We start from the raw sequence: 23374 nt of genomic DNA, 5'->3' as shown, positions 1-23374 counted from the left end.
CATCATAGCCGGATCAATCCCGCCGCCGCGGACGCAAAGCCGGGGTTCGCGTGCGGACCTTTTCTAGCTCGCTGCGGTCGCCTTCCTGCGACCTGCCACCTCGGCCATGGCGATGCCGCCCATGACGAGCGTGAAGGCGAGGGCCTGATAGCCGTGGAAGGCCTCGCCCAGCAGGAGGATGGAGAGCAGGGTGCCGAAGACCGGCACCATGTTGATGAACAGGCCGGCGCGGTTGGCGCCGATCAGTTCATTGCCCTTCAGATACAGCGTCTGGCTGAGCAGGGAGGGGAAGATGCCGGTATAGAGCACCACGGCCATGCCTTGCAGATCGGGCGCCAGAATGCGGCCGGACGACCATTCCCATGCCACGTAGGGAAGGCTGGCAAGGAAGGCGGCAAAGCCCAGCGTCATCATCCAGCTCTTCCAGTGCAATTGCGGGCGGAAGCGCAGCATCACCGTGTAGACGGCATAGATCAGGCAGGCGGTCAGGTTCAGCGCATCGCCGATGTTGAGGTCGAGCGTGGACAGGCGGGTGAGGTCGCCATTGGTCGCGACGATGGCGATGCCGGCCAGCGAGGCGAGCACGCCGGCCATTTGCAACCAGGCGATCCCGACGCGGAACAGGGCGAAATTGATCAGGAAGATGAGGATCGGCATGGCCGCCTGCTCGATCGACATGTTGACGATGGAGGTGAAGGCGGCGGCCGTGTAGATGGCCATGTTGAAGCCGGCGAAACCGACAGCGCCATAGGCGAAGAGTGCCAGCCAGTGCTTTCGGATGACCGGCCAGTCGCGGGCCAGTTCGCGCCGCGCAAACCAGCCCAGCAGCGCCAGCGCCACCACCCAGCGCAGCATGGTGAGCATGCCCGGCGAGACATGGCCGACGCCGAAGCGGGCGGCGACATTGTTGCCGCCCCAGAACAGGGCGGCGCCGAGAAGGAGGAGATAGGCCTGGCGGGTCATGCGTCTCTTCGGAAAACGGGTGGCGAAACCCTGCCTTAACGTGACGCGCAAGGCCCGGCAAGGCTGGCACCGTGGTCTGCAAGTGCTGGAATTCGAAGAAATGGGGGTCGCAATCGGTCTTGCGCATCGGTATAGAAGCGCGGGTTTTCTCTTGAGAAGTCGCCGGCGCGCCGGCGCGGAAGGACAGGCACATGGCCAATGTGGTGGTCGTCGGCTCCCAGTGGGGCGATGAAGGCAAGGGCAAGATCGTTGACTGGCTGTCGGAGCGTGCCGACGTCGTGGTGCGTTTCCAGGGCGGGCACAATGCCGGCCACACGCTGGTCATCGACGGTGTCAGCTACAAGCTGTCACTGCTGCCGTCGGGCGTCGTGCGCGGCAAGCTTTCGGTCGTCGGCAATGGCGTCGTGTTCGATCCGCATGCCTTCGTGAAGGAAGTGGCGCGGCTGAAGGAGCAGGGCGTTTCCGTGACGCCTGACATTCTCAAGATCGCGGAGAATACGCCGCTGATCCTGTCCGTTCATGGCGAACTGGACCGGCTGCGCGAGGAAAAGGCGGCCAAGGGCACGAAGATCGGCACGACCGGGCGCGGCATCGGCCCGGCCTACGAGGACAAGGTGGGGCGGCGCGCCATCCGCGTGATGGATCTGGCCAATCCGGACACGCTGCCGGCCAAGATCGACCGGCTGCTCGCCCATCACAACCCGTTGCGCCGCGGGCTCGGCGTCGACGAGGTCGATCCGGCGCGCCTGCTGGAAGAGCTCATGGAAATCGCCGACGACGTTTTGCCCTTCATGGATTCGGTCTGGCGGGTGCTGGACAGCAAGCGCCGCGACGGCGAGCGCATCCTATTCGAGGGCGCACAGGGAACGCTGCTGGATGTGGATCACGGCACCTATCCCTTCGTGACGTCCTCCAACGTGGTCGCGGGGCAGGCGGCTGCCGGATCGGGCATGGGGCCGGGGGCCATCGATTACGTGCTCGGCATCACCAAGGCCTATACGACGCGGGTGGGCGAGGGACCGTTCCCGACCGAACAGGACAATGAGATCGGGCAGTTTCTCGGCGAACGCGGACACGAATTCGGCACCGTGACCGGGCGCAAGCGGCGCTGCGGCTGGTTCGATGCCGTGCTGGTGCGTCAGGCCATCGCCATCAATGGCATCAATGGTATCGCGCTGACAAAGCTTGATGTGCTGGACGGGCTGGACGAGATCCGGATCTGTACCGGCTACCGGCTGGATGGCGAACTGATCGACTACCTGCCGGCCAGCCAGGGCGCGCAGGCACGGGTCGAGCCGGTCTACGAAACGCTTGAAGGCTGGAAGGACACGACCGCCGGGGCGCGCTCATGGGCGGACCTGCCGGCGCAGGCGGTGAAATATGTCCGACATGTCGAGGAACTGATCGGCGCGCCGGTGGCCCTTCTGTCCACGAGCCCGGAGCGCGAAGACACCATTCTCGTCACCGATCCGTTCCAGGACTGAGCGGCATTCCAGCCGCATGCAGCACGGCGGCCCGGGTTTGATCGCAAATCAACAGGTTAAGGGTCCGTAAGGGTGGTCCGTGCTTCATTTTGGCCTTAAAAGCCTTTAACGTGACGCGTGTGTGCGGCTGCGGCCGCGCGCGTGCATGTGCTTTCGAGGACGGGTGCGGCCTGCATGGCGGATATTGCTACGGTATTGAAGAAGACGATCGACGGTCTGCCAGCCAACACGCCGGCGGTCCGCCAAAAGGTCTATGACAAGGCGCGGGCGACCATTCTCGCCAAGCTTCAGGCCCGCGATCCGAAGCCGTCCCAGACGGTCATCGACAAGCAGATGGAGCAGGTGGAGAAGGTGATCGCCGCGGTGGAGAGCGATTACGGCTTCCGCGAGCAGATCGATTCCGTCTTCACGGATGCCTCAAGCGCAGAGCCCGGTGCGCCCGCGAGGCCTGAACCTGAGCCGGAGACGGGCGTGAGCGAAGCCGCGCCGGCCCCGGCGCAAGACGCGCCGGCTGCCGAACCGGAGGAAGAAGCGCTTTCCGGTGACGGCGAAGCCGATGCCCCTGTTTCGCGGCCGCAACCGGTCGAAATGCCGGGCGTCCACGAGGACGCTTCTGGCGTCGCCGATGTGCCGCAACAGGCGCCGGCTGCGGCAGACGTTCCGGCGAAGGCCGAAGCGGCCGAAGAGCAGGCGGATGCGCGGGCCGTGGCGCCGCCCGACACAGACAAGGACGTGGCGCGGCCCGATCCGCAAGGCGCCGTTGCGCCGCCTGCCGCGGCCGTCCTGGTGCCGTCGCTTCCCGGCAAAGCGGAGACACAGAAGCCTGAAACCGTGCGGCCTGAGACCATCCGGCCGGCTGGCGGCGGCTACATGGATGCCGAGGAAGATGTACCGGGGCGAGACCGTGACAGCGCCGCAATGCCGGTTCCCGCCGCCCGGCGCCAAAAGGCCAAGAAGAGCGGTTTCAAGGGTCTGGCCATTGCCATCGTGGTGCTGCTTCTGCTTGGCGCCGGCGGCTATGCAGCCTGGCTCAACCAGGACCGGATCATGGCCCTGATCCCCGATGATCAGGGAACGCAGATGGCGGCGACCGAACCGCCGGCTAGTGAACCGGAAGATGCAGCGCAAGGCGGCGAGGACGTGGCGCCACCGCAAGCGGCGCCGGCAGTGCCTTCACCCGGACAGGCTTCGAAACCGAAATTCACCCAGCGTCTGCAGCCCGACGGCACCGAGATCGACCCCGGCCCGGCGGGGGGCGGAACTTCGCTTGGCGAAGGCACCAGCGTGGCGCAAGTGACCGAGCCGCCACGGGAAACGGCGCCCGTCGAGCCTGAAACGGCATCGCAGGCGGAGCAGGCCACGCCGCAGCGATCCGGCGAGCCGTCCGTGGCGGTGGGCCAAAGGGCCATCTTCTACGAGGAGCGTACCGCCGTCGAGCAGGGCACGGCCGACCAGGGCAATGTGGTCTGGAGCCAGGTGGAGGAATCGCCGGGCGGCGATGCGCCCGCGGAGCCGGCTATCCGTGCCGATGTCGCCTTTCCCGAGCGCGACCTGAACCTCCGGATCACCATCCGCCGCAATGCCGACGAGACCCTTCCGGCCAGCCACATCATCGAACTCGTCTTCGTTACGCCGGACAATTTTCCCGGTGGCGTGATCGATGACGTGTTGCGCATCACCTTCAAGGACAATGAGCAGTCGCCCGGCACGCCGCTGCTGGGCATTCCGGCCAAGATCGCCGACAATTTCTTTCTCGTTGCGCTGACGGATGGCGAGCAGGAAATCGCCGCCAACCTGCGGCTGATGGGAAGCAGGCCCTGGATCGATATTCCGGTGATCTACCGCACCGGCCGGCGGGCACTCATCACCATGGAGAAAGGCCTGTCGGGCGAGTCCGTCTTCAAGGACGTGATCGACACCTGGACCTCTGCAGGCGAAGCCACGGGCGGATAGACCTCCGGAAGGCACGAACGAAAAACCCCGGGTCTCGCGAACCGGGGTTTCGTCTGTTCGGCTGTGCCCGGATGTCAGGCGGTGGCACGCTCCTGTTCCCGGGCGGCGGCTTTCACCGCGTCCTGCACCTTTTCAAAGGCGCGCACCTCGATCTGGCGTACCCGCTCACGCGAGATGCCGAATTCGCTGGACAGATCCTCCAGCGTGATCGGATCCTCCGAAAGACGGCGGGCCTGGAAGATACGGCGTTCGCGCTCGTTGAGCACGTCGAGTGCCTTGCCAAGCATGGCGCGTCTGTTTTCCAGTTCGTCCTGCTCGACCAGCATGGTTTCCTGGTCATCGTTCTCGTCGACAAGCCAGTCCTGCCATTCGCCGCTTTCGCCTTCTGTCGCGCGGATGGGCGCGTTGAGCGAGGCGTCGCCCGACAGGCGGCGGTTCATCGACACCACCTCTTCCTCGGACACGTTGAGCCGTGTGGCGATCTCGCGGATCTGGTCGGGCTTCAGGTCGCCTTCCTCCAGCGCCTGGATCTTGCCCTTCACCTTGCGCAGGTTGAAGAAAAGCCGCTTCTGGTTGGCCGTGGTGCCCATCTTGACCAGCGACCAGGAGCGCAGGATGTATTCCTGGATGGCGGCCTTGATCCACCACATGGCATAGGTGGCGAGACGGAAACCGCGCTCTGGCTCGAATTTCTTGACTGCCTGCATCAGGCCGACATTGCCTTCCGAAATCACTTCGCCGATGGGCAGGCCGTAGCCGCGATAGCCCATCGCGATCTTGGCAACGAGGCGCAGATGACTGGTGACAAGACGGTGGGCGGCGTCGGTGTCGCCATATTCATGATACCGCTTGGCGAGCATGTACTCTTCCTGCGGCTGAAGCATTGGAAACCGGCGGATTTCCTCAAGATAGCGCGTCAGGCCACCCTCGCCTGAAACAACGCTTGGCAATGACTGGGCCATAAAGCACCCTCCGTGTGCGTTTTTCGTTCAGGCCCCCCATTTGCGGGCAGGCCCAAAGGCGGCCCCCGCCTTCTTGCGCGAGGCCGCCTTTCTGTTTGCTTTACATATAGGAAAGAATGCGGCGATTTCACGGAATTTTTCCGGGCGCAACGCGCGTTCACCGCTTCGTGACCGGGCGCGGCAACCGTTGCCTCTTCAGCGGTTCCGGCCCGGCAGTGTGCCAAGGGCCGTGCGCAGCGCCTGCATGTCGGCGGGGGGCTCTGCGACGAAGCGCATCAGCTCGCCGGTTGACGGATGGCGGAATGCGAGCAGGCGGGCGTGCAGCGCCTGGCGCGGGAAGGCACGGACGATGTCGCCCACATCAGCGGGCAGGCGGTTGGCCTTCGTGGCAAAGGCCTGCCCATAGTCCGCGTCACCGATGAGCGGGTGGCCGATATGGGCCATGTGGACGCGGATCTGGTGGGTGCGGCCGGTTTCGAGACGGCATTCCACCAGCGCGGCATCGGCGGTGGCATCGGATTTGCCGCCGAAGCGCTCCAGCACGGTGAAATGGGTGACGGCGTGGCGCGCATCTGGATGGGTCTCGCGGACGACGGCCCTGCGGGTGCGGTCCTTGCCGGAGCGGCCAAGCGGGGCATCGATCGTTCCGGCCATGCGCGCCGGCAGGCCCCAGACAATGGCCCAATAGGCCCGTTCGAGATCGCCGGAGCGGCCATGATCGGCAAAGGCCTCCGACAGAATGCGATGGGCCAGATCGGTCTTGGCCGCGACCATGACGCCGGACGTGTCCTTGTCGAGGCGATGGACGATGCCGGGCCGGCGGACGCCGCCAATGCCCGACAGGCTGTCGCCGCAGTGATGGATGAGGGCGTTGACCAGCGTTCCGGACGGATTGCCGGCGCCGGGATGAACGACGAGTCCTGCCGGCTTGTTGATGACGATCAACTGATCGTCCTCGTGGAGGATTTCCAGCGCGATGGCCTGCGCCTGCGGTTCTGCCGGTTCGGGCAAAGGGATGGCGATGCGGATGGTTTCGCCGCCGGCAAGTTTCGTCTTCGGTCCGGTGGCGGGCTTCCCGTCGAGCGTCACGGCCCCTGCCTTGATCAGCGCCTGGATGCGCGCGCGCGACAGGTCGGGAGCGAGTTCGGCTGCGAGCCACTGATCGATTCGCCACCCCGCGGCATCCGGTCCGGCCGTCAGCACTTTCCTTGTGCTGCCGTTTTCGCTAACAGAGCCGGGATCCGAATTTTCCGGAGTATTGACGGACATGAATGCACCCAACCCGCGTGACGCCTTCGACGAGGACCAGCCGCTCGATCCGGCGGTGGAAAAGGTCCGGCGCAAGATGGTGCGCTTCTTCGCCATCAATATCGGCATCCTGATGCTGGCCCTTATGGCCGTGCTGGCGGCGATTGTCTACAAGTCGACGCAGGAGACGGGCGAGGATAACGCTGCCGTGAATGCGGCCGTGCCGGGTGAGGGGGGCGGTCTTTCCTCCGCACCCATCGTGATTTCAGCGGGCGAGCGGGTGGTTTCGCAATCCCTCGACGGCAATCGCGTGTCGCTGCTGATCGAAGCGGAGACCGGGCGCCAGACGCTGCTGATCGCCGACCTGGCCAGCGGCCGCGTGATTGCACGCATCCCCGTCGAACAGGCCCGCTGAGGGTGGACCGGGACCGCGCTCGCTTTTTGTTGCCGGCTGTTGTTTTGCGCTTGCGCGGCCGGGGCAAGAGGCCTATATCCGCGTCCAGACACGCTCCCATCGTCTAGCGGTCAGGACGCCGCCCTCTCACGGCGGAAACAGGGGTTCGATTCCCCTTGGGAGTACCAAGACCTTTTTCAGCCTTTGTCTTTTTCGACTTTTTCGGAAGAGTTGCGCACTTTCGGTAAGCCCGGGAAAAGGTGCGGCTACTCATTCCTCTCCATCTGGTGAAGCGAACATGGCGCCTTGCGTCTGATCCTCAATGGAGGACATGGAGTCTTCTCCGACGGCAATCCTTGGTTCTGCAACCCGACCATCAGCGACCTCGCGCAGGATCTGCCCTGGACCCCCAGCCTCTCCTACCGCTTCTCCGGCAATCGTGGCGCTTTCGCTCCTGTGGCAGCGCCTTGCCGGGACAAACGTCGTGAGCGGGCCGGCTGCAGTCGCGATCCTGTCGCTCGTGGCGGTCCTGGCGGGCGGCGCAGAGCTGCAAGCCAGTGGCCCTTTCACACCGACGGTATCTGGTTTTCGGCTTGCCAGTTTGAAGCACGGGGCCAGGTGAAAGGGCCAGTGGACTGCGTCTGCAAGGAAAAGATCCTGACGGTGGCTGCCGTGGAGTGGCATCAGCGTGGTCAAGACCAGCTTGTGATGCTAAGCAAATCAGCAAGGCAAACAATGGCATGATCGATATGGCGGCAGGCGAGAACGCGGGCGAGGGGTTGAAAGAGGCGGCGACGGGCAAAGCCCGGACACCACGTGGCGTGCAGTCCATCGAGACCGGCGGCGCCATCCTCACCGCGCTTGCCAAAGCCGGCGGGCCGGTCAAACTGCGCGATCTGGCAGAAACGCTGGGCATGGCATCGGCGCAATTGCACCCTTATCTCGTCAGTTTCCGAAACATCAACATGGTGGAACAGACCGAAACGGGACAATATCAGCTCGGCCCCTTTGCTCTGCATCTCGGCCTTACACGGTTGCGAAACCAGAACGCCTATCGCGAAACGATCCGGCGTGTCCCGGAACTGGCCGATACGCTGCAGCTCATGGTGTCAATCAGCGTCTGGGGCATGCATGGGCCGACCATCGTCTATCTGCAGGAATCGGAAGCCCGCATCCATTCCAATGTCGTGGTCGGCGGCACCTATATGGTGACCATGACGGCGACCGGCCGTGCCTTCGCCGCGTTCATGCCATCGAAGATAACCGAGCCGCTGGCGCGTGCCGAACTGGACGGACGCGCGCCGCCGCTCTACGCGATTCCGGGTGTCAGCGCGGAAACCTTCCGGCGGGAGGTCGCCGAGGTGCGGCGCCTTGGTTATTCCATCACGAGGGACGCGCCGATTCCCGGCGTCAGCGCGGTGGCCGCGCCAGTCTTCGACCATACCGGGACCGTGCAACTGGTCGTGACCGCCATCGGCCCGTCGAACTATATCGACCTTTCGCCCGACGGCCCCTGCGTAACTCGCCTTATGGCGTTCACGCAGGCGCTTTCACACGATCTCGGGCATTTCGACGGCCAATGACGCCACCTCAGTGGTTGGCGCCGGACATGTGCCGGGCGGCGATGTAGCCGAAGGTGATCGCCGGACCGAGCGTGATGCCTCCACCGGGATAATTGCCGCCCATGATGGACGCGGCGTCATTTCCGGCTGCGTAAAGCCCCTGGATCGGCTTGCCGTCGCCATCGAGCACGCGGGCGTTCTCGTCGCTGCGCAGGCCCGAGAAGGTGCCAAGATCGCCGACGAAGAGCTTGACCGCATAGAACGGTCCCTTCTCGACCGGAGCGAGACACGGATTGGGTTTGTGCTCGGGATCGCCCAGCGAGAGATTGTAGGCGGTGGAGCCCTTGTGGAATTCGGGATCCTCGCCACGGCGCGCCGGTTCATTGTAGCGGGCGACAGTGCGCTCGAGTTCCTCACCGTCCACGCCGATCTGCGCCGCCAGGTCTTTCAGCGTCTTGCCTTGCGCCAGGTAGCCGGAGCGGATGTGCTGGCCGAAGGGAACCGGCGCCGGCTTGACATAACCAAGGCCGTATTTGCGCAAGGTCTTGTGGTCGGCGATGAAAAAGGCGCAGATCTCGCCGTCTTCCTCGCGGCAGCGCCTGACCATGGCCTGGCAGAAATCGTGGTAGGAATTGGCCTCGTTGACGAAGCGCCGGCCGGACCGCGTCACGGCAATGACGCCCGGTTTCGAGCGATCGACGAAGTGGGGGAAGACGCCCAGCGTGCCATCAGCGCGCGGCGGGCGCGACACGGGCACCCAGGCGGCCGAATGCGGCAGCGTGTCGTCCACCGTGGCGCCGACGGCTTCACCAAGGCGCAGACCGTCGCCGGTATTTCCGGGTGGGGCCGGGGACACATGTTCGTAACCCGATGGCGAATGCGGGAACAGCGCCTTGCGGCGCACGGGATCCTGCGGAAAGCCGCCGGCGGCCAGCACGACGCCCTTGCGCGCGGTCACTTCCACAGGGCCTTCGCGGGTATCGACAATGGCGCCCGTGACGCGGCCCTTGCCATCGTCGATCAGTTCGCGAACCGGCGCGTCGGTCCAGATGGGGACGTTCCTGTCGAAACAGGATTTGGCGAGGCGCGCGACCAGCGCATTGCCGTTCATCAGGCGCATCGGTCTGCCATGAAAGGCCATGTCACGAAGGAATTTCAGGAAGAGCCTTGCAACGTAGAAGGCCGAGACCGGCGACTTTGTCACATTGAAGAAATGCAGCAATTCCTTGCCGGAGCCGATCATCATGCCAAGAAAGGTGATCTCCGAGAGCGGAGGGCGCAAGCGTCGGATCTCGCTTTTCAGTTCGCGTCCGTCATAGGGGCGTGCCACGATCGACCGGCCGCCCGGCATGCCGCCTGGCGCGTCGGGGTGATAGTCGGCAAAGGTCGGGCCGAGATCGAACTGCAGGGCCGTGTTCTGTTCGAAGAATTCAACCGCCCTGGGCCCGGTTTCCAGAAAGGCATCCACACGGGCCGCATCGAAATGATCGCCTGCCTCATGCTGGAGGTAGGTTCGCGCCTTCTCGATGCTGTCCTCCACGCCTTCGCGTCTGGCAGGTCCGTTGCACGGGATCCACATCCAACCGCCCGAGCGCGCCGTCGTGCCGCCGAAGACATGCTCCTTTTCCACCACCAGCACATCGAGATTGCGATGGGCGGCTGAAACGGCAGCGGAAAGACCGCCCGCACCGGAGCCGACAACGAGGACATCGCAGGTCTTCGTCTTCATCTCTGGGTTCCTTCCCTTGTATTCGTCATCATGCTGCAAGATAGCCACCGTCAACGGGCAGGATGGCGCCCGTGACGTAACTCGACATGGCCGATGCCAGGAACAGCACCGGCCCGACGAGCTCCTCCGGCTGGCCGGTGCGGCCCATGGGCGTGTGCGCCATGAAACGGCCGATGGCATCGGGATTGGCGCGGGTGGTATCTGTCATCGGCGTCTCGATCACGCCCGGCGCCAGCGCGTTCACACGAATGCCACGCGGGGCCAGTTCGTGGGCCAGCGCTTTGGTGAACTGGGCGATGGCACCTTTGCTGGCGACATAGGCCGGGATGCCCGGCCCGGCGGAAAAGGCCATGATCGAGGCCAGGTTGACGATGCGGCCGCCGGTCTTCTCAAGCTGTGGCAGGAAGGCGCGCACCATGTTGCGCGTGCCGTCGACATTGACCCGGAAGGTGTCATCCCAATCCCGATCGAAGTCTGCGCCGTCAATCCCGTTGCGTCTGATGATGCCGGCATTGTTGACAAGAATGGCGGTGTCGCCGAGCTCGCCGGCGACGCGGGCGGCGAATGCACGCGCCGCGGCGCCGTCCGCGACATCGACCCGGGCCGACACGGCGGTCCCGCCGGAGGAAGCAATCATTGCGGCGGTTTCGGCGGCGGTTTCCTTGTCAATGTCGGCAACGGCGACCTTCGCTCCGGCATTGGCCAGGCCGATCGCGATGGCGCGGCCATTGCCCTGTCCGCCTCCCGTGACCACGGCGACGCAGCCCTCGATGTCGATCATGCCTGGCTCCACAAATTAGGTTATTGCTAACACGTTTGATTATCGCTAATGTTGTTCCCAGGCAAGACGGTGGGGAAAAATTCTGCCGCCTTGGCGAAAACCGGCGCAGAGAGGGTGCCGGGGAGGAAACCGCGCCGACGGGCGCAAACCGGGAGGATACCATGAGGAAACGGCTTGTGGCCGCGGCGCTGGCCGCCGCAACCATGCTTTCAACAGCTCCGGCATTTGCCGAGAGCCATGATCTTCAAAGCGTTTTCGGGCTGCAGGTGCCTTCGATCGGCCAAAGTCCGGTCAAGTGGGCCGAGCGCGTGAAATTGATGACCGGCGGTGAAGTGGACATCAAGGTTCATGGCGCGGGCGATTTCGTTCCGGGCTTTGAAGTTTTCGGCGCGGTGTCATCCGGAGCGCTGCCGATGGGCTTCGACTGGATCGGATACTGGGCGCAGACCATTCCCGTTGCCAATCTCGTGGGCTCCATGCCGTTCGGCCCGAGCCCTGATGTGGCGCTGGCCTGGATGTTCGAAGGCGGTGGCATGGAGATCATCCAGAAGGCCTATGATCCGCACGGGGTCAAGGTCATTCCCTGCCACCTGGTCGTGCCGGAGGCGGGCGGCTGGTTCAACAAGGAAATCAACTCGGTCGACGACTTCAAGGGTCTGAACATGCGCATCGCCGGCCTTGGCGGCAAGGCGCTGGCGAAGCTGGGTGCCAACACCCAGCTCGTGCCGGCCGGCGAGATCTATGTCTCGCTGGAGACCGGGCGCATCGACGCGACCGAATTCTCCGCGCCGCAGCTCGACATCGGCCTCGGCTTCCAGAAGGTGGCGAAGTATTATTACTTCCCCGGCTGGCATCAGCCTTCGAGCTGGGATTCCATCATCATCAACATGGATGTCTGGAACGGCTTCGACGAGGCGACGCAATCCATCATGGTCGAGGCCTGCAAGGCAAACATCACCTACAATCTCGGCGACCAGCTCAACGCGCAAGCCGATGCCATCGCCAAGATCCGTGAAGCCGGAGTCGAGGTGCGCCGCTTCCCCGACGAGGTTCTTTCCGGCATTCGCGAACAGGCCGAGGCCGTTCTGGCCGAGGAAGCAGCAGCCGATCCGATCTTCAAGGAAGCCTACGAATCGCTGACCGCCTACATGGACCGTGTCGGTGAATGGGAAGCCCTTCAGGCCATTCCGAAGAAGTGAGACATGGACGCGGACCCGGGTTCGGGTCATGCTGACATGACGTCCCGGCAAACCTTGCCGGGACGTTTATCCGGGATATTGCGCCGGCTATCGGCACCCATGCGCGCGAGATCGCTTTCATGACCATTGTGCTCGACAGGATATTTGCGGCGTGCTCCTGGCCCGGCCGCATCGTCGGCTGGCTCATCCTGCCGCTGATTGCCAGCGTCTGCCTCACGGTGCTGGCGGCACAACTGGGCCTCAACGTCCTGGCCGAGTGGGGTGTGGCCGTGCCGGTCTTCGGCAAGGCGCTGACGGTCAACTCCCTCCTGGATCTGCAATGGCACATCTTCGCGCTGATCGTTCTCTTCGGCGGCGTCTACGCCTATCGGGACAATACCCACGTTTCCGTCGATGTCTTTTCGTCCGCCCTGCCGGAGCGCTCCCGCCTCATCGTGCGCACGATCGGCGACCTCATCTTCCTCCTTCCCTTCTGTCTTGTCATTGCCTGGTATGGCGCAAGCTTCGCCGAAAAGGCCTTCATGACGGGCGAGGGGTCCACCTATGGCGGCCTCATGGACCGCTGGCTCATCAAGGCGGCGATCCCGGTATCGTTCACGCTGCTCGGTATCAGCGCCGTGATCCGCGCCGTGCTGACATTGCGCCGCATCATGGAAATGCGTGGAGAGAGATCATCCCATGGGTGACGCCTATCTCCTGCCCATCCTGATGCTGATCGGCCTGATGGCTGGCATCTTTTCCGGCTATCCGGTGGCTTTCGTGCTGGCGGGCGTCGGTCTCCTCTTCGCCTTTGCCAGTGGCGTGCCGATGCTGTTCCTGTCGCTCGGTGTGTCGCGCATCCATTCCGGCATCCTGACCAACTGGCTGCTGATCGCCATTCCGCTGTTCGTCTTCATGGGCCTGATGCTGGAACGCTCGGGCGTTGCCCAGCGGCTGCTGCGCTCGCTCGCCTCGCTGTTTCGCGGCCTGCCCGGCGGTTATGCCTTTGCCGTTGCGATCATCGGGATCGTCATGGCGGCCTCCACCGGCATCATCGGCGCGTCGGTGGTGCTGATGGGCATGATGGCGCTGCCGACCATGCTGAAGAACGGCTATGACGCCCGCATCTCCACCGGCCTCATCGCCTCCAGCGGCACGCTCGGCATCCTCATTCCGCCCAGCGTCATGCTGATCGTGCTCGGCGACCAGTTGCGGGTGTCGGTGGGCGACCTGTTCATGGGCGCGGTGGGGCCGGGCCTACTGCTCGGGCTGCTCTATATCGGCTTCCTGACCTTCGTCGCGATTTTTCAGCCGCACCGCATGCCGGCCGCCAAGCCCGAAGGCGGGCCGTCAAGCATGGCAGAAGCGTTGTTCGACCTGACGCGCGACCTGCTGGCGCCGGTGGCGCTCATCGTCGCGGTGCTCGGCACGATCGTGACCGGCATTGCCACGCCGACCGAATCGGCGGCCATCGGGGCACTCGGCGCCATGATCCTCGCGCTGATGTCGGGAAACCTGAACCTGGCCGTGTTCACCGATGCCTTGCGCGACACGACCAAGACCACGGCCATGATCATCTTCGTGATGATGGGCGCCACGGTGTTCAGCGTCATATTCCGCAAGCTCGGCGGCGACCAGATGGTGATGGATGCCTTTTCACTGCACGGTGACAATCCCTATGCCGTGCTGCTGACGATCATGGCCCTGGTCTTCGTCCTCGGCTTTTTCCTCGAATGGGTGGAAATCTCGCTCGTCGTGGTGCCGATCGTCGCTCCCATCGTTGCGGGGCTGGACTTCGGACTGCCAAGGGAACAGACGCTGATCTGGTTCGCCATCGCCCTGTCGGTGAACCTGCAGACCTCCTTCCTGACACCGCCTTTCGGTTATGCGCTTTTCTACCTGCGCGGTATCGCACCGAAAGGGGTGGGGATCGGCACCATCTATCGCGGCATCATCCCGTTCGTGATCCTGCAACTCATTGCCCTGACCATGGTCATTCTCTGGCCGCAAATCACGCTCTGGTTGCCTGGCTACCTGGCGCAGTGATTCCGCGTCTGACCGCCGCCATTGTCTGGCGATCGAATCCGGTCAAACCGGCAACGCCTTTGCGTTTTGAAATCCGGCGGGAAACTTGTAACCAAGCCGAAGGCCATCGAAGGGCAAATGCTTGCCCACCTGGAATCCCGGAGATGGGAGGCACACGTGCAAGGCAGGATCAGGAACCGTCTGAAAGGCCTTCTTGGGCGCGGGGTTTTCCACGGAAGCGACCGCAGGGCCGAGGGCGATGACACGCCTGAACAAATGCGGGTGTCCGCAGAGGAGGTCGATCTGGTGTATGACCGCCTGCTCGGGCGTCCGCCGGAATTCGACAGCGGCATCGACGGACAGACGCCATTGCAGTTCTGTCTTGAAGTCGCGCTCAGCGAGGAACGGCGAGCCCTCATGCGCAAGGAATTCCGTGAGGAACTGGCAGCCGCGAACGGCTATCATGTCTCGCGCACCGTGAACGGACACATGGTCAGCCGTGCCGGCGACCACGTCATCGGACGCGCGCTGGTGGACGGCGGCGCATTCGAAGAGGGTGACATCGCCATCGCGCTTCAGGCTGTTGCGAAGCGGCAGGGGAATTTCCGCCTTGGTACCTTTTTGGATGTGGGGGCAAATATCGGAACCCACGGCCTCCGGGCCCTTGACCATGGCTTCTCGCGCGTTGTCTCGGTCGAGCCGGATGCCACGAATTTCAGGCTGCTGCGCATCAATCAGATTCTCAACGGCTGCGACGGCGCCTGTATCAACCTGCATGCAGCAGCTTCGGACCATGATGGCGAGGGGCTGCTGGAACTGTCAGCGGACAATTTTGGCGACCATCGTGTCAGGACCGCGGCCCAAGGCACCGGCGCGGAGACCTTCGGTGAAAGCCTGCGCAATCTGGAAACCACCCGCCTGGCACGGATAGACACGCTCCTGAGGGATGCCGGCATTTCGGCCAGCGACATCGGGCTTGTCTGGATGGATACGCAAGGCCATGAGGGGCATGCCCTGTCCGGCGCCGCGTCGCTCCGGTCCGCCCGCGTGCCCATCGTGGCCGAATTCTGGCCCTATGGTCTTCACCGGGCCGGCGGATACTGCAAGTTTCGAGCGTTCCTTTCGCAGGGCGTCCAGATCCAGGCGTTGCGGAAGGCCGGGAACTCCGGTGACGGGTCGGTCCTCGGGCTTGAGGATCTCGACCGGTTCTACGCCGAAACACACGCGGCAGAGACACCGGACCTGGCCCTGCACATGGACCTTCTCATCCTCTTCGATGGCGCCTAGGGCCGACCTGTTGCCGGTTGTCCGGGTTCGTCACGTCCGCCAGGCGTCCGGCTTGCCTGCGCCCTGCATGACGATGGCTTCGCGCTTGACGTTGCCGGACGGATGGACAAGGAACCGGGTACCAACTGCCAGAAACGCGAAACCCCGGAGATGATCCCTTGAGCACAATCGAACGCCGTCACACCAATGCCCGCATGTCGCAGATCGTCATCCATGGCGACACCATCTATCTGGCAGGCCAGGTCGGTACACCCGGCGCCAGCGTCGCACAACAAACGCAGGATTGCCTCGACGCCATCGACAGGTTGCTGGCGGAGGCCGGGTCGGACAAGTCGCGCATCCTCCAGGCAATCGTCTGGCTGGCGGACATGGCCGATTTCCAGGACATGAACAGCGTCTGGGACGCCTGGGTGCCGGAAGGCGCCGCGCCGGCGCGCGCCTGTGGCGAGGCCCGTCTTGCCGCGCCGGACTACACGGTCGAGATCATCGTCACGGCTGCCCGATCCTGACAAGGGCCCTGGTTCCGGTCAGGAAGAACACAGCCTGGCCGGACCCCTCCGGTCCTGTGCGCCGGACCCGTTGCCCGGCGCTGTCAGAAGCGCAACCGGAACCGGACATCGCCACCATAGGCGATGGTGCCGGCGGAAAAATCGGCGTGGATGGAGGCGGCGAGGCTTGCCTGTGCTGTCAGTTGATCTGAAAAGCCGGCCGCGACGCTTCCGAAAAGCGCCTCCGTTGCGCCCCGGTAGGCCGTGCCGAAGGCCGAGGCCTTCCGATCGACCCGCGCCCACTTTACCCCGGCTTGCGCGAAACCGCGCATGCGGTCGGAGAAGCCATGCCGGTAGGCCGCCGACAGTCCGAAGGTCGTGATCCGGGCTTCACTGCCATCGTTCACAACGCCGAGCGTGTCTGTGAAGCCGTCGCCGTCGACAAGACCATGGGCGGCATAGGCGCGCCAGTCGATGGCCGAATCCATGGTGAGCGGCATGACATGACCGACGGCGGCAATGCCGGCGACGCCGATGGAGGACTGTTCGGCTGTCGATCCGAACAGCGCATTGTCGATGCCGGTGCTGCTCCAGGAGACCGCGCCCAGCGCGCTCATGTAGAATCCGTTTTCGGAAACGTAGTTCAGATATCCGCCGGTCACGCGGCTCGCGGTATCGGACGTGCCCGTGCCCCATTCGCTGTGCGCACGACCCAACCCGCCGAAAAGACCGGCAGCGAGCTGGCCGCAGGCCATGCCGGTCATGTCGGCAAGGTCGCGCTCGATGCCGAAGGAAACCGCGTAGCGCTCGCCCCGGGCGGGGCCGCCGGACAATGCGCCGCCACCGCCCTGTGTCCAAGCCTGGAAAGGCCGGCCTGTCCCGCAGGATGGATTGTTGCCGGAGCCGCCACGGCGGGCCGAGAAATTGGCAACCCGGCCGAGATCGCCGGCCCGGGCGGAAGCGGATGCAGCGCGGTCGGCAACGAAGCTGGCCGCCCCGCCGCCTGCCGGACCACCCGCACCGCCGATGCCGCCGACGGCAGCAAAGGGCGCGGCAGCGCTGGCGATGATGGCGGCGGAGGTCGCCGACCCGTCCTCCTGCGACAGGTCGCCGCCGAAATAGCCGCCCAGCGTCCGCGGCGTCGCAAGGGGCGCCCATTGCAGATAAAGCCCGCCCTTTCCGTCATCGACAAGATGATAGAGCGTGCGTGCCAGCGTCGTGGCCGTGCCAAAGGCGTAGTATTGCGATGCGGTGATGGCCTCGCCCGGTTCGGGTGCAGCCAGATCGATGCCGGTGTAAATCAGTGAAACGGAGCCGGTCAGGCTGGTCGGAATGCCATTGACGAGATTGATGTCAACCAGCGTTCCCGCAGCCGGTGCCACCGTACCACTGACGGTGATGGTATCGGCCGTGCCAAGGCCGCTGGACGTCTGGTCGAAGCCGGTTCCGCTGTTGTTGGCGGCCCTGGCGTCGAAGTCGAACGTGTAGCGGGCGCCGGATTCGGATGCCAGGTTGACCACGGCAAGGCTGTCGGTGGCCTGTGCGCCGTAGCTCATGTCGACATGGCCGCCCGCCTTGTTCAGGAAGGTTTCCAGACCGTCGAAGGAGGTCGCGCCGTCGCGAAGGAAGACCGTGCCGGCATTGTTCAGTATATCGGAGCTTGCGCCAAACCCGTTTACCGTTGACGCATACCATGCCCCGCCGTCGAGGTTGTTGACGGTGAAGGCTTTGCCGCTCGACACGAGCGCGCCGACAACGAAGCCGGAATTGTCCAGGACGCTGGTTCCCGCGCTGAGAAGGGCAGCCGCAGGGGCGTCATCGCTGGCGCCCGTGTCGTCGACATTGCGTATGATGCCGGCATTGGTGATCCGGGTTTCGGTTGAGCCGGAGTCGGCGTACAGGAACAACCCGGCTATTTTCCCCTGAACCATTGCATGAGGCGCGATATCCACAGTCGCGGAGCCACCATTCACAGCCTGGGTTGTGATGCCGATCCCGCCATCGCTATCGCTGGTGACTGTCACGTCGGGAGCGATATCGATATCGAGGCTGCCCTGGCTGGTTGCGGCAAAGATGCCCGCACCGCGACCCGAGACGTTGCGGCTGGCCGCAATGGTCAATGTTCCCTTGCCCGTTGCGGCGGCTTCAATGCCTCCTTGATGTGCCGTTATGGGGCCATTGCCGGATATCAGGATGTCTCCACCGGGTTCGGTCGGATAGACGCGGATGCCGCTGCCGGTCTCAGATGTGATGCCGCCGTTCAGACCCACACCGGTGACGGAAACATCACCGCCGCCATTGTAGATGTCGACGGCCGTGTCGTTCGACGAGATCGCGCCGAAGCCGGAAATGGCGATGTCGCCGCCGGCGGAATCGACCCGGATGCCGCGTTCGGTCGCGTGCAGCGTGGCGCCGTTGCGGCCGGTGATCGTGGTCTTGCCCGCAATGGTATCGGTCTCGATGGCCGTACCTTGGGTCGCCCTCACCTCTGCGCCATCGACGGTAATTTCGATATCGCCCTGTTGGGATGAGGCATTGATGCCGTAGGTGCCGCCGGTGACATTGTCGGCCGTTTCGATCCTGGTCCATCCCAGGTTCCAGCTTGAGGACATGATCGCATATTCATCGGCTGTGATCGCGCCGTTGCCTGAAATCAGGATATTGCCGTCGGATTCACCTGTATCGGCAATGATGGCATTGTTGCTGGTTGAGGTGATGCCGCCTGCAAGGCCGTTGCCGGTGATGGTGATGTCGCTGCCGCCGCTATCGGCAACAATGCCATTGCCATAGGCGGTCACGGAGTCGAAGCCGGAAATGACGATATCGCCGCCTTCGGTCCACGTATAAAGACCAAGTGCCCTGCCGGAAAGCGTTGCGCCATTGCTGCCGGTCACCGTCGTCTTTCCGGTCGATGAATAGGTGCTGATCGCGGCGCCGCTGAAGCCTGTGACCGTGGCGCCATCGACCGTCACCGTGTTTTCGCCCTGCTGGCTTCTGGCGAGAATGCCGTTGGTGCCGCCGGTCACATCGTCAACGAGAGAGATGGTGTTCGTTCCGGTGCCGAAGGCCCGTGCATCGATGCCGTTCTTGCCGGCAGAAATCACGCCATTGCCCGAAATGAGGACACTTGAATTTCCTTTCTCGCCATTGGCGTGGATGCCGTCTCCGCCGGTCGAGATGATGCCGCCAGCGAGGCCGTTACCGGTGATGGCGATGTCGCCGCCGCCACTCGTGGCCTCCAGCGCGCGCTCGGAACCGGTAATCGAACCGAAGCCGGAAATGGTGATATCTCCGCCGCCCGTCTTCGCATCGAGACCGAGCAATTTGCCTGCCAGCGTCGCGCCTTCCGTCCCGGCTATGCTGATGTCGCCCGTGGTGGATGTGGCGCCGATGGCGGTCCCGTGGCTGGTTTCGACCGCGCTGCCATCGACCGTGATGGCGATCTTGCCTTCCTGGCCCGATGCGTTGATTCCGTCCAAACCGCTATCAACGTCGCCATTGACGCGAATGGTGGTCGTGCCAGAGCCGTATGTGGATGTGCTGATGCCGCGCGAATAGGCTGTGACAGAACCGATGGCCTTGACGCCGCCGATGTCGATATTGCCGCCATAGATCGAGATTGCCTCGACCCCGAGCCCGGAACTGTCTGCATTGCCGACCTGAGCGATACCCTGGATGCTGATATCGCCGGTGGCATAGGCGAAAACGGACAGTTCCCTGCCGGCAACCGAGGCGAAGTCGCTGATCGTGACCGGACCATAGATCATGTCGGCATCAATGCCGTAATTGTCAGCGACAACCGTACCCGTATCGCCGCCATCGATGGTGACGGGGCCGGTAATCTCGGACACTTCCAGCGCGGTTCCGCTGGAGGATGTCAAAGTGCCGGAGGTGTTCACCGTCGCGCCCATTCCGCTGGACGCCAGGTCAAAGGAATCGAGCCAAATCGCGTTCAGACTTGCAGCGATATCCTGCGTCGCGTTCACTTCCTGGTAGCCGCCCGCGTATACGGCGACCGCGAATGCGCTGACCGGAGCCAATGCGGAGCCGATGGGAGCCGTATCGATATTGACGATGACGGATTTGTTCTTGTCCATTGAATATTCGAAGATTTTCCCGGTAGTGTCATCCACGCAGTCCGTACACAGCACTCCGCCGATATAGACCTCGTTGGCATGAACCGGACTGGCGGTGGATGCGAGGCCTGCGGCAAATGCCACGGAAGACAGGAGCGCGCGCCTGGCGCGCCGTTGCCGGTCGTAAACTGCCATTGCGATGCGCCCCCTTGCCAACGCCACGGAGACCGGCCAGCGGAGCGCATGGCCCGGGCCAGTCTGATAATGAACATCAACGGCAATCTATGTTGCCAGTGTTTATGCGCAAATAAGGTCCGGATGCCGGTCTCTGGCCGTGCAACTGGCCTGAAGCTTGCTCCGATGGCCGTGATGCCACCAGAACCGGAGCATGTGCTTATGGAACAGGCAAAAAGGGCAGCGTCAGGCCGTCAGGGTGCCAGCTTGCCCATCATCGACGTGTCGGCTCTCTCTTCTTCAGACCCGGCAAAACGCAGGGCGGTCGGTTTGCAAATTCGCGATGCGTGCCTGACGTCCGGATTTCTCTACTGCACCGGCCATGGCATTCCCGATGGCCTGCGGGAAGCGGTGTTTGCCGAGAGCAGGCGCTTTTTCGAGCAGCCGCTGGACAGAAAGCTGGCGGTGGACAAGGCGCACTCGTTCTGCAACCGCGGCTACGAGGTTCTCGGCGGGCAGACGTTGCAGCCCGGCGCGCAAGCAGACCTCAAGGAAGGCTATTATATCGGCCTGGAACTGGCAGAGGACGATCCGCGCACCGTGGCGCGGCGCTTCAATCGCGGGCCGAACCAGTGGCCTGCCGACCTGCCGGCCTTCAAGCCGGTGATGAATGCCTGGTTCGCCGCGCTTCTCGACCTTTCGGAACGGCTGATGCGCGGAATCGCGCTGTCGCTCGACCTGCCGGAAAGCCATTTCGACGGTTTCTGCCGCGAACCGCTGGCCATCCTGAGGCTCCTGCATTACCCGCCGCATCCGCCGCAGGCGGGCGACGATCTGCTGGGTGCGGGCGCCCATACCGATTTCGGCGGCCTGACCCTGCTGGCGCAGGACGACAATGGCGGTTTGCAGGTCATGGACAATGAAACCGGGCGCTGGATCGACGCGCCGCCGCTTGGCGGAACCTTCGTCATCAATCTTGGCGACATGATCGCGCGATGGACCAATGACCGATACCGCTCGACCCTGCATCGTGTCATCAACACCTCCGGGCGCGAACGCTATTCCGTGCCCTTCTTCTTTTCCGGCAATCCGGATTTCGAAGTCGCCTGCATCCCCACATGCCTGGAGCCGGGCGAAACGGCAAAATACCCGCCGATCCGGGTCGAGGACCATCTCATGGCCATGTATCGCAAGACCTATGTGGGTTGAGTGATGGCGGATCCGGTTCTTCTCATTCACGGGGCATGGCAGGGCAGTTGGGTGTGGGACAAGCTGCTGCCGCTGCTTCAGGCCGCCGGCCTGAAAGCGCATGCGGTCGACCTGCCCGGCAATGGCGCGGATGGCAATGCGCCGGAATCGGCCAGCCTGCCGGCCTATCTCGATCATCTGGAATCCGTGCTGGAGACCATGCCGGGGCCGGTGTCGGTGATCGGCCATTCGGGTGGCGGTATCGTGGCGTCCGCATTGGCGGAACGGCACCCGGACCGGGTGTCGCGGCTCACCTACCTCGCTGGCATGATGCTGCCGCCGGCCATGACCTTCGGCGACCTGTTGCGCCGTGAACGCGCCCGCGACCGGGGCCTTGTCGGCATCGGGGCGCATCTGACCTGGCCGAAGCCGGGGCTTGTCAGTGCGGTGCCGCCGGAGGCCGGGGCACGAATCTTTCTCAACGATCTTGCCTATCCGTCCGGGCTCCGGCTGGCGCAAAGGCTGACGCCGCAGGGCGAGAACGGACGGACGATTGCCGCCAACTGGACGGCAGGGCGGTTCGGGCGGATCCCGCGCCTCTATGTGGAATGCCTGCGCGATCTCTCCGTTGCCCATGAATTGCAGCGGCGCATGCAGGACATGGTGCCCGGCGCCTGGCGGGTGTCGCTCAATGCCGGGCATGTGCCGCAGGCGAGCATGCCGGCGAAACTGGCCGCCGCACTCATTCCCTGGCTCAAGGGGGGCTGAGCGCGGCGGAGACGCCAGGCAATTTCGCCTGCCTGCAAAATGCTTTTTCTTTTTCGCATTTGTGCGACGCCAGGCGACTTCGCCTGACTGCAAAATGCTAAAGCGCGTTGGCGCGGATGCGCTCCTGCAGATAGTCATGCGCCGTGATCGGCGGATACCGCTTCTGTGGCCCCTGGATCACGGCATCCTTGTTGGCCTGGCAGAAGAAGGGCAGCGAGTAGCGTGGGCCGAGATATTCGTCTGCGCGCGGCATGCGCACCCGGTGCAGCGTCGACTGAAGCTGGTCGTCGCTCCAGCGCATCAGCATGTCGCCGATATTGCAGGTGATGACGCCTTCTGCCGGCTCCACATCCGTCCAGGCATGGGTCTCGTGATCCTTGCCGGGGCAGACCTGCAATCCGCCCTGGCCAACCTTCTGGTGCAGGATGGTCAGGCAGTCGAAATCGGAATGGGCGCCGGCGCGCCAGCCGGTGAAATCCTCCGGCTTGGCATTCTCCATGGGCAGGTAATGCAAGAGGCGCAGCGTTGACTGGTATTGCGGACTCATCGGATCGTGGGCCTCTGTGAAGAAGTCCTCGTGGAAGCCCAGTTTCAGGGCGAAGCAGGACAGGACCTTCATGCCCAGCGCCCAGTTGGCACGCTCGAAGGCAAGCATGAGAGCCTTGAAGCCGGGCAGGTCATGGGCGTCCGGCCACAGGGTTTCCATGCGCGGCAGGGTGATCTGGTAGCTTTCCTTGTTGTCGGCTGTGCCGGTGGAGGGGCGCACCTGCGCCTTGTATTCCCAGCCGGCATTGGTGCCCTTGAGAAGCGGCATCCTCGCCTTTGCCTCCATGGGCAGGTCGAAGAACTTCGCCGTCATGTCGAAGGCCTCGTTGATCCAGGCCTGCGGAATGCCATGGTTGACGAGCTGGAAGAAGCCGATCTCCACCGAAGCGGCCCAGAGCTGGTCGGCGATCTCGTGCTTGCGGCGGGCAAAGTCGGACAGGTCGATCCTCGGTACGTCGCGCGCCACGGTCGTTCCCATGCCGCCGATGGTGGCTTCGCGGTTCAGTTCGGCAAGGCTGTAATCCTGTTTGGGTGCGGTCTGCATGTTCATGTCTCCAGATGTCCGTTG

General features: G+C 63.9%; 18 protein-coding genes and 1 tRNA gene. 12 read left to right on the top strand and 7 right to left on the bottom strand.

Going from position 1 to position 23374, the window contains the following annotated elements; translation table 11 throughout:
* Nucleotides 1-63: 63 nt before the first annotated feature.
* Nucleotides 64-963: a DMT family transporter gene (locus R3D65_RS05470; protein ID WP_371274220.1), complete on the bottom strand. Its 900-nt coding sequence runs from the start codon at nucleotides 961-963 to the stop codon at nucleotides 64-66.
* A gap of 191 nt (nucleotides 964-1154) precedes the next feature.
* Here R3D65_RS05470 and R3D65_RS05465 point away from each other — a divergent pair, with 191 nt between their 5' ends.
* Nucleotides 1155-2447, top strand: a complete 1293-nt coding sequence (locus R3D65_RS05465; protein WP_371274219.1) for an adenylosuccinate synthase — start codon at nucleotides 1155-1157, stop codon at nucleotides 2445-2447.
* 174 nt (nucleotides 2448-2621) lie between these two features.
* Nucleotides 2622-4400, top strand: coding sequence for a hypothetical protein (locus tag R3D65_RS05460; protein WP_371274218.1), 1779 nt, complete (start codon nucleotides 2622-2624; stop codon nucleotides 4398-4400).
* Nucleotides 4401-4474: 74 nt separating this feature from the next.
* On the opposite strand, the gene rpoH is transcribed toward R3D65_RS05460, so the two are convergent.
* Nucleotides 4475-5362, bottom strand: a complete 888-nt coding sequence (gene rpoH / locus R3D65_RS05455) for an RNA polymerase sigma factor RpoH (RefSeq protein WP_371274217.1) — start codon at nucleotides 5360-5362, stop codon at nucleotides 4475-4477.
* A gap of 195 nt (nucleotides 5363-5557) precedes the next feature.
* Nucleotides 5558-6631, bottom strand: coding sequence for an RluA family pseudouridine synthase (locus tag R3D65_RS05450; RefSeq protein ID WP_371274216.1), 1074 nt, complete (start codon nucleotides 6629-6631; stop codon nucleotides 5558-5560).
* On the opposite strand from R3D65_RS05450, the gene R3D65_RS05445 reads away from it, so the two are divergent.
* From R3D65_RS05445 to R3D65_RS05435, 3 genes are all read left to right on the top strand, one after another.
* Nucleotides 6630-7025, top strand: coding sequence for a fimbrial protein (locus R3D65_RS05445; RefSeq protein WP_371274215.1), 396 nt, complete (start codon nucleotides 6630-6632; stop codon nucleotides 7023-7025). The two genes, R3D65_RS05450 and R3D65_RS05445, sit on opposite strands and share 2 nt — an antisense overlap.
* A 92-nt stretch (nucleotides 7026-7117) precedes the next feature.
* Nucleotides 7118-7192, top strand: a tRNA-Glu gene (locus tag R3D65_RS05440).
* 552 nt (nucleotides 7193-7744) lie between these two features.
* Nucleotides 7745-8587, top strand: coding sequence for an IclR family transcriptional regulator (locus R3D65_RS05435; protein WP_371274214.1), 843 nt, complete (start codon nucleotides 7745-7747; stop codon nucleotides 8585-8587).
* Nucleotides 8588-8594: 7 nt separating this feature from the next.
* Here the strand turns inward: R3D65_RS05435 and R3D65_RS05430 are convergent, their stop codons facing one another.
* Nucleotides 8595-10295 (bottom strand): FAD-dependent oxidoreductase, encoded by a 1701-nt coding sequence (locus tag R3D65_RS05430; RefSeq protein ID WP_371274213.1) that lies wholly within the window; start codon nucleotides 10293-10295, stop codon nucleotides 8595-8597.
* 28 nt (nucleotides 10296-10323) lie between these two features.
* Entirely contained in the window at nucleotides 10324-11076 is a 753-nt protein-coding gene (locus R3D65_RS05425) for an SDR family NAD(P)-dependent oxidoreductase (RefSeq protein ID WP_371274212.1), read from the bottom strand.
* Nucleotides 11077-11237: 161 nt separating this feature from the next.
* Between R3D65_RS05425 and R3D65_RS05420 the strand changes: the two genes are divergently transcribed.
* From R3D65_RS05420 to R3D65_RS05400, 5 genes are all read left to right on the top strand, one after another.
* A complete protein-coding gene (locus tag R3D65_RS05420) occupies nucleotides 11238-12275 on the top strand; it encodes a TRAP transporter substrate-binding protein (protein WP_371274211.1) in 1038 nt (345 codons plus the stop codon).
* 119 nt (nucleotides 12276-12394) lie between these two features.
* Nucleotides 12395-12961 carry a TRAP transporter small permease subunit gene (locus tag R3D65_RS05415; RefSeq protein WP_371274210.1) on the top strand — a complete coding sequence of 189 codons (567 nt, stop codon included), beginning with the start codon at nucleotides 12395-12397 and terminating at the stop codon, nucleotides 12959-12961.
* Nucleotides 12954-14300: a TRAP transporter large permease subunit gene (locus R3D65_RS05410; RefSeq protein WP_371274209.1), complete on the top strand. Its 1347-nt coding sequence runs from the start codon at nucleotides 12954-12956 to the stop codon at nucleotides 14298-14300. Before R3D65_RS05415 ends, R3D65_RS05410 begins: the two co-directional genes overlap by 8 nt.
* Nucleotides 14301-14585: 285 nt before the next feature.
* A complete protein-coding gene (locus R3D65_RS05405; RefSeq protein WP_371274208.1) occupies nucleotides 14586-15566 on the top strand; it encodes an FkbM family methyltransferase in 981 nt (326 codons plus the stop codon).
* 158 nt (nucleotides 15567-15724) lie between these two features.
* On the top strand, nucleotides 15725-16075 hold the full coding sequence (locus R3D65_RS05400) for a RidA family protein (RefSeq protein ID WP_371274207.1): 351 nt from the start codon (nucleotides 15725-15727) through the stop codon (nucleotides 16073-16075).
* 83 nt (nucleotides 16076-16158) lie between these two features.
* On the opposite strand, the gene R3D65_RS05395 is transcribed toward R3D65_RS05400, so the two are convergent.
* Complete coding sequence (locus R3D65_RS05395) at nucleotides 16159-20325, bottom strand: beta strand repeat-containing protein (protein WP_371274368.1); 4167 nt, start codon at nucleotides 20323-20325, stop codon at nucleotides 16159-16161.
* Between R3D65_RS05395 and R3D65_RS05390 the strand changes: the two genes are divergently transcribed.
* A complete protein-coding gene (locus tag R3D65_RS05390) occupies nucleotides 20230-21513 on the top strand; it encodes an isopenicillin N synthase family dioxygenase (protein ID WP_371274206.1) in 1284 nt (427 codons plus the stop codon). The two genes, R3D65_RS05395 and R3D65_RS05390, sit on opposite strands and share 96 nt — an antisense overlap.
* Nucleotides 21514-21516: 3 nt before the next feature.
* Complete coding sequence (locus tag R3D65_RS05385) at nucleotides 21517-22260, top strand: alpha/beta fold hydrolase (RefSeq protein ID WP_371274205.1); 744 nt, start codon at nucleotides 21517-21519, stop codon at nucleotides 22258-22260.
* A 97-nt stretch (nucleotides 22261-22357) separates the two neighbouring features.
* Here R3D65_RS05385 and R3D65_RS05380 read toward each other — a convergent pair whose 3' ends face one another.
* On the bottom strand, nucleotides 22358-23356 hold the full coding sequence (locus R3D65_RS05380) for an isopenicillin N synthase family dioxygenase (RefSeq protein ID WP_371274204.1): 999 nt from the start codon (nucleotides 23354-23356) through the stop codon (nucleotides 22358-22360).
* Nucleotides 23357-23374 lie beyond the last annotated feature (18 nt).

Origin of the sequence: Zhengella sp., assembly GCF_041397485.1 — a bacterium.
Taxonomy (GTDB): Bacteria; Pseudomonadota; Alphaproteobacteria; order Rhizobiales; family Rhizobiaceae; genus Zhengella.
Note: the sequence above shows the minus strand (reverse complement) of the source record. Positions and strands in the feature narration are given on the sequence as shown.

Bases quoted from the DNA above. Each gene is read 5' to 3' on its own strand.
- R3D65_RS05425 (WP_371274212.1), bottom strand. From the start codon at position 11,076: ATGATCGACATCGAGGGCTGCGTCGCCGTGGTCACGGGAGGCGGACAG.
- R3D65_RS05450 (WP_371274216.1), bottom strand. From the start codon at position 6,631: ATGTCCGTCAATACTCCGGAAAATTCGGATCCCGGCTCTGTTAGCGAA.
- R3D65_RS05445 (WP_371274215.1), top strand. From the start codon at position 6,630: ATGAATGCACCCAACCCGCGTGACGCCTTCGACGAGGACCAGCCGCTC.
- R3D65_RS05395 (WP_371274368.1), bottom strand. From the start codon at position 20,325: ATGGCAGTTTACGACCGGCAACGGCGCGCCAGGCGCGCGCTCCTGTCT.
- R3D65_RS05380 (WP_371274204.1), bottom strand. From the start codon at position 23,356: ATGAACATGCAGACCGCACCCAAACAGGATTACAGCCTTGCCGAACTG.
- R3D65_RS05470 (WP_371274220.1), bottom strand. From the start codon at position 963: ATGACCCGCCAGGCCTATCTCCTCCTTCTCGGCGCCGCCCTGTTCTGG.
- R3D65_RS05430 (WP_371274213.1), bottom strand. From the start codon at position 10,295: ATGAAGACGAAGACCTGCGATGTCCTCGTTGTCGGCTCCGGTGCGGGC.
- R3D65_RS05415 (WP_371274210.1), top strand. From the start codon at position 12,395: ATGACCATTGTGCTCGACAGGATATTTGCGGCGTGCTCCTGGCCCGGC.
- R3D65_RS05420 (WP_371274211.1), top strand. From the start codon at position 11,238: ATGAGGAAACGGCTTGTGGCCGCGGCGCTGGCCGCCGCAACCATGCTT.
- rpoH (WP_371274217.1), bottom strand. From the start codon at position 5,362: ATGGCCCAGTCATTGCCAAGCGTTGTTTCAGGCGAGGGTGGCCTGACG.
- R3D65_RS05390 (WP_371274206.1), top strand. From the start codon at position 20,230: ATGAACCGGACTGGCGGTGGATGCGAGGCCTGCGGCAAATGCCACGGA.
- R3D65_RS05410 (WP_371274209.1), top strand. From the start codon at position 12,954: ATGGGTGACGCCTATCTCCTGCCCATCCTGATGCTGATCGGCCTGATG.
- R3D65_RS05385 (WP_371274205.1), top strand. From the start codon at position 21,517: ATGGCGGATCCGGTTCTTCTCATTCACGGGGCATGGCAGGGCAGTTGG.
- R3D65_RS05435 (WP_371274214.1), top strand. From the start codon at position 7,745: ATGATCGATATGGCGGCAGGCGAGAACGCGGGCGAGGGGTTGAAAGAG.
- R3D65_RS05465 (WP_371274219.1), top strand. From the start codon at position 1,155: ATGGCCAATGTGGTGGTCGTCGGCTCCCAGTGGGGCGATGAAGGCAAG.
- R3D65_RS05460 (WP_371274218.1), top strand. From the start codon at position 2,622: ATGGCGGATATTGCTACGGTATTGAAGAAGACGATCGACGGTCTGCCA.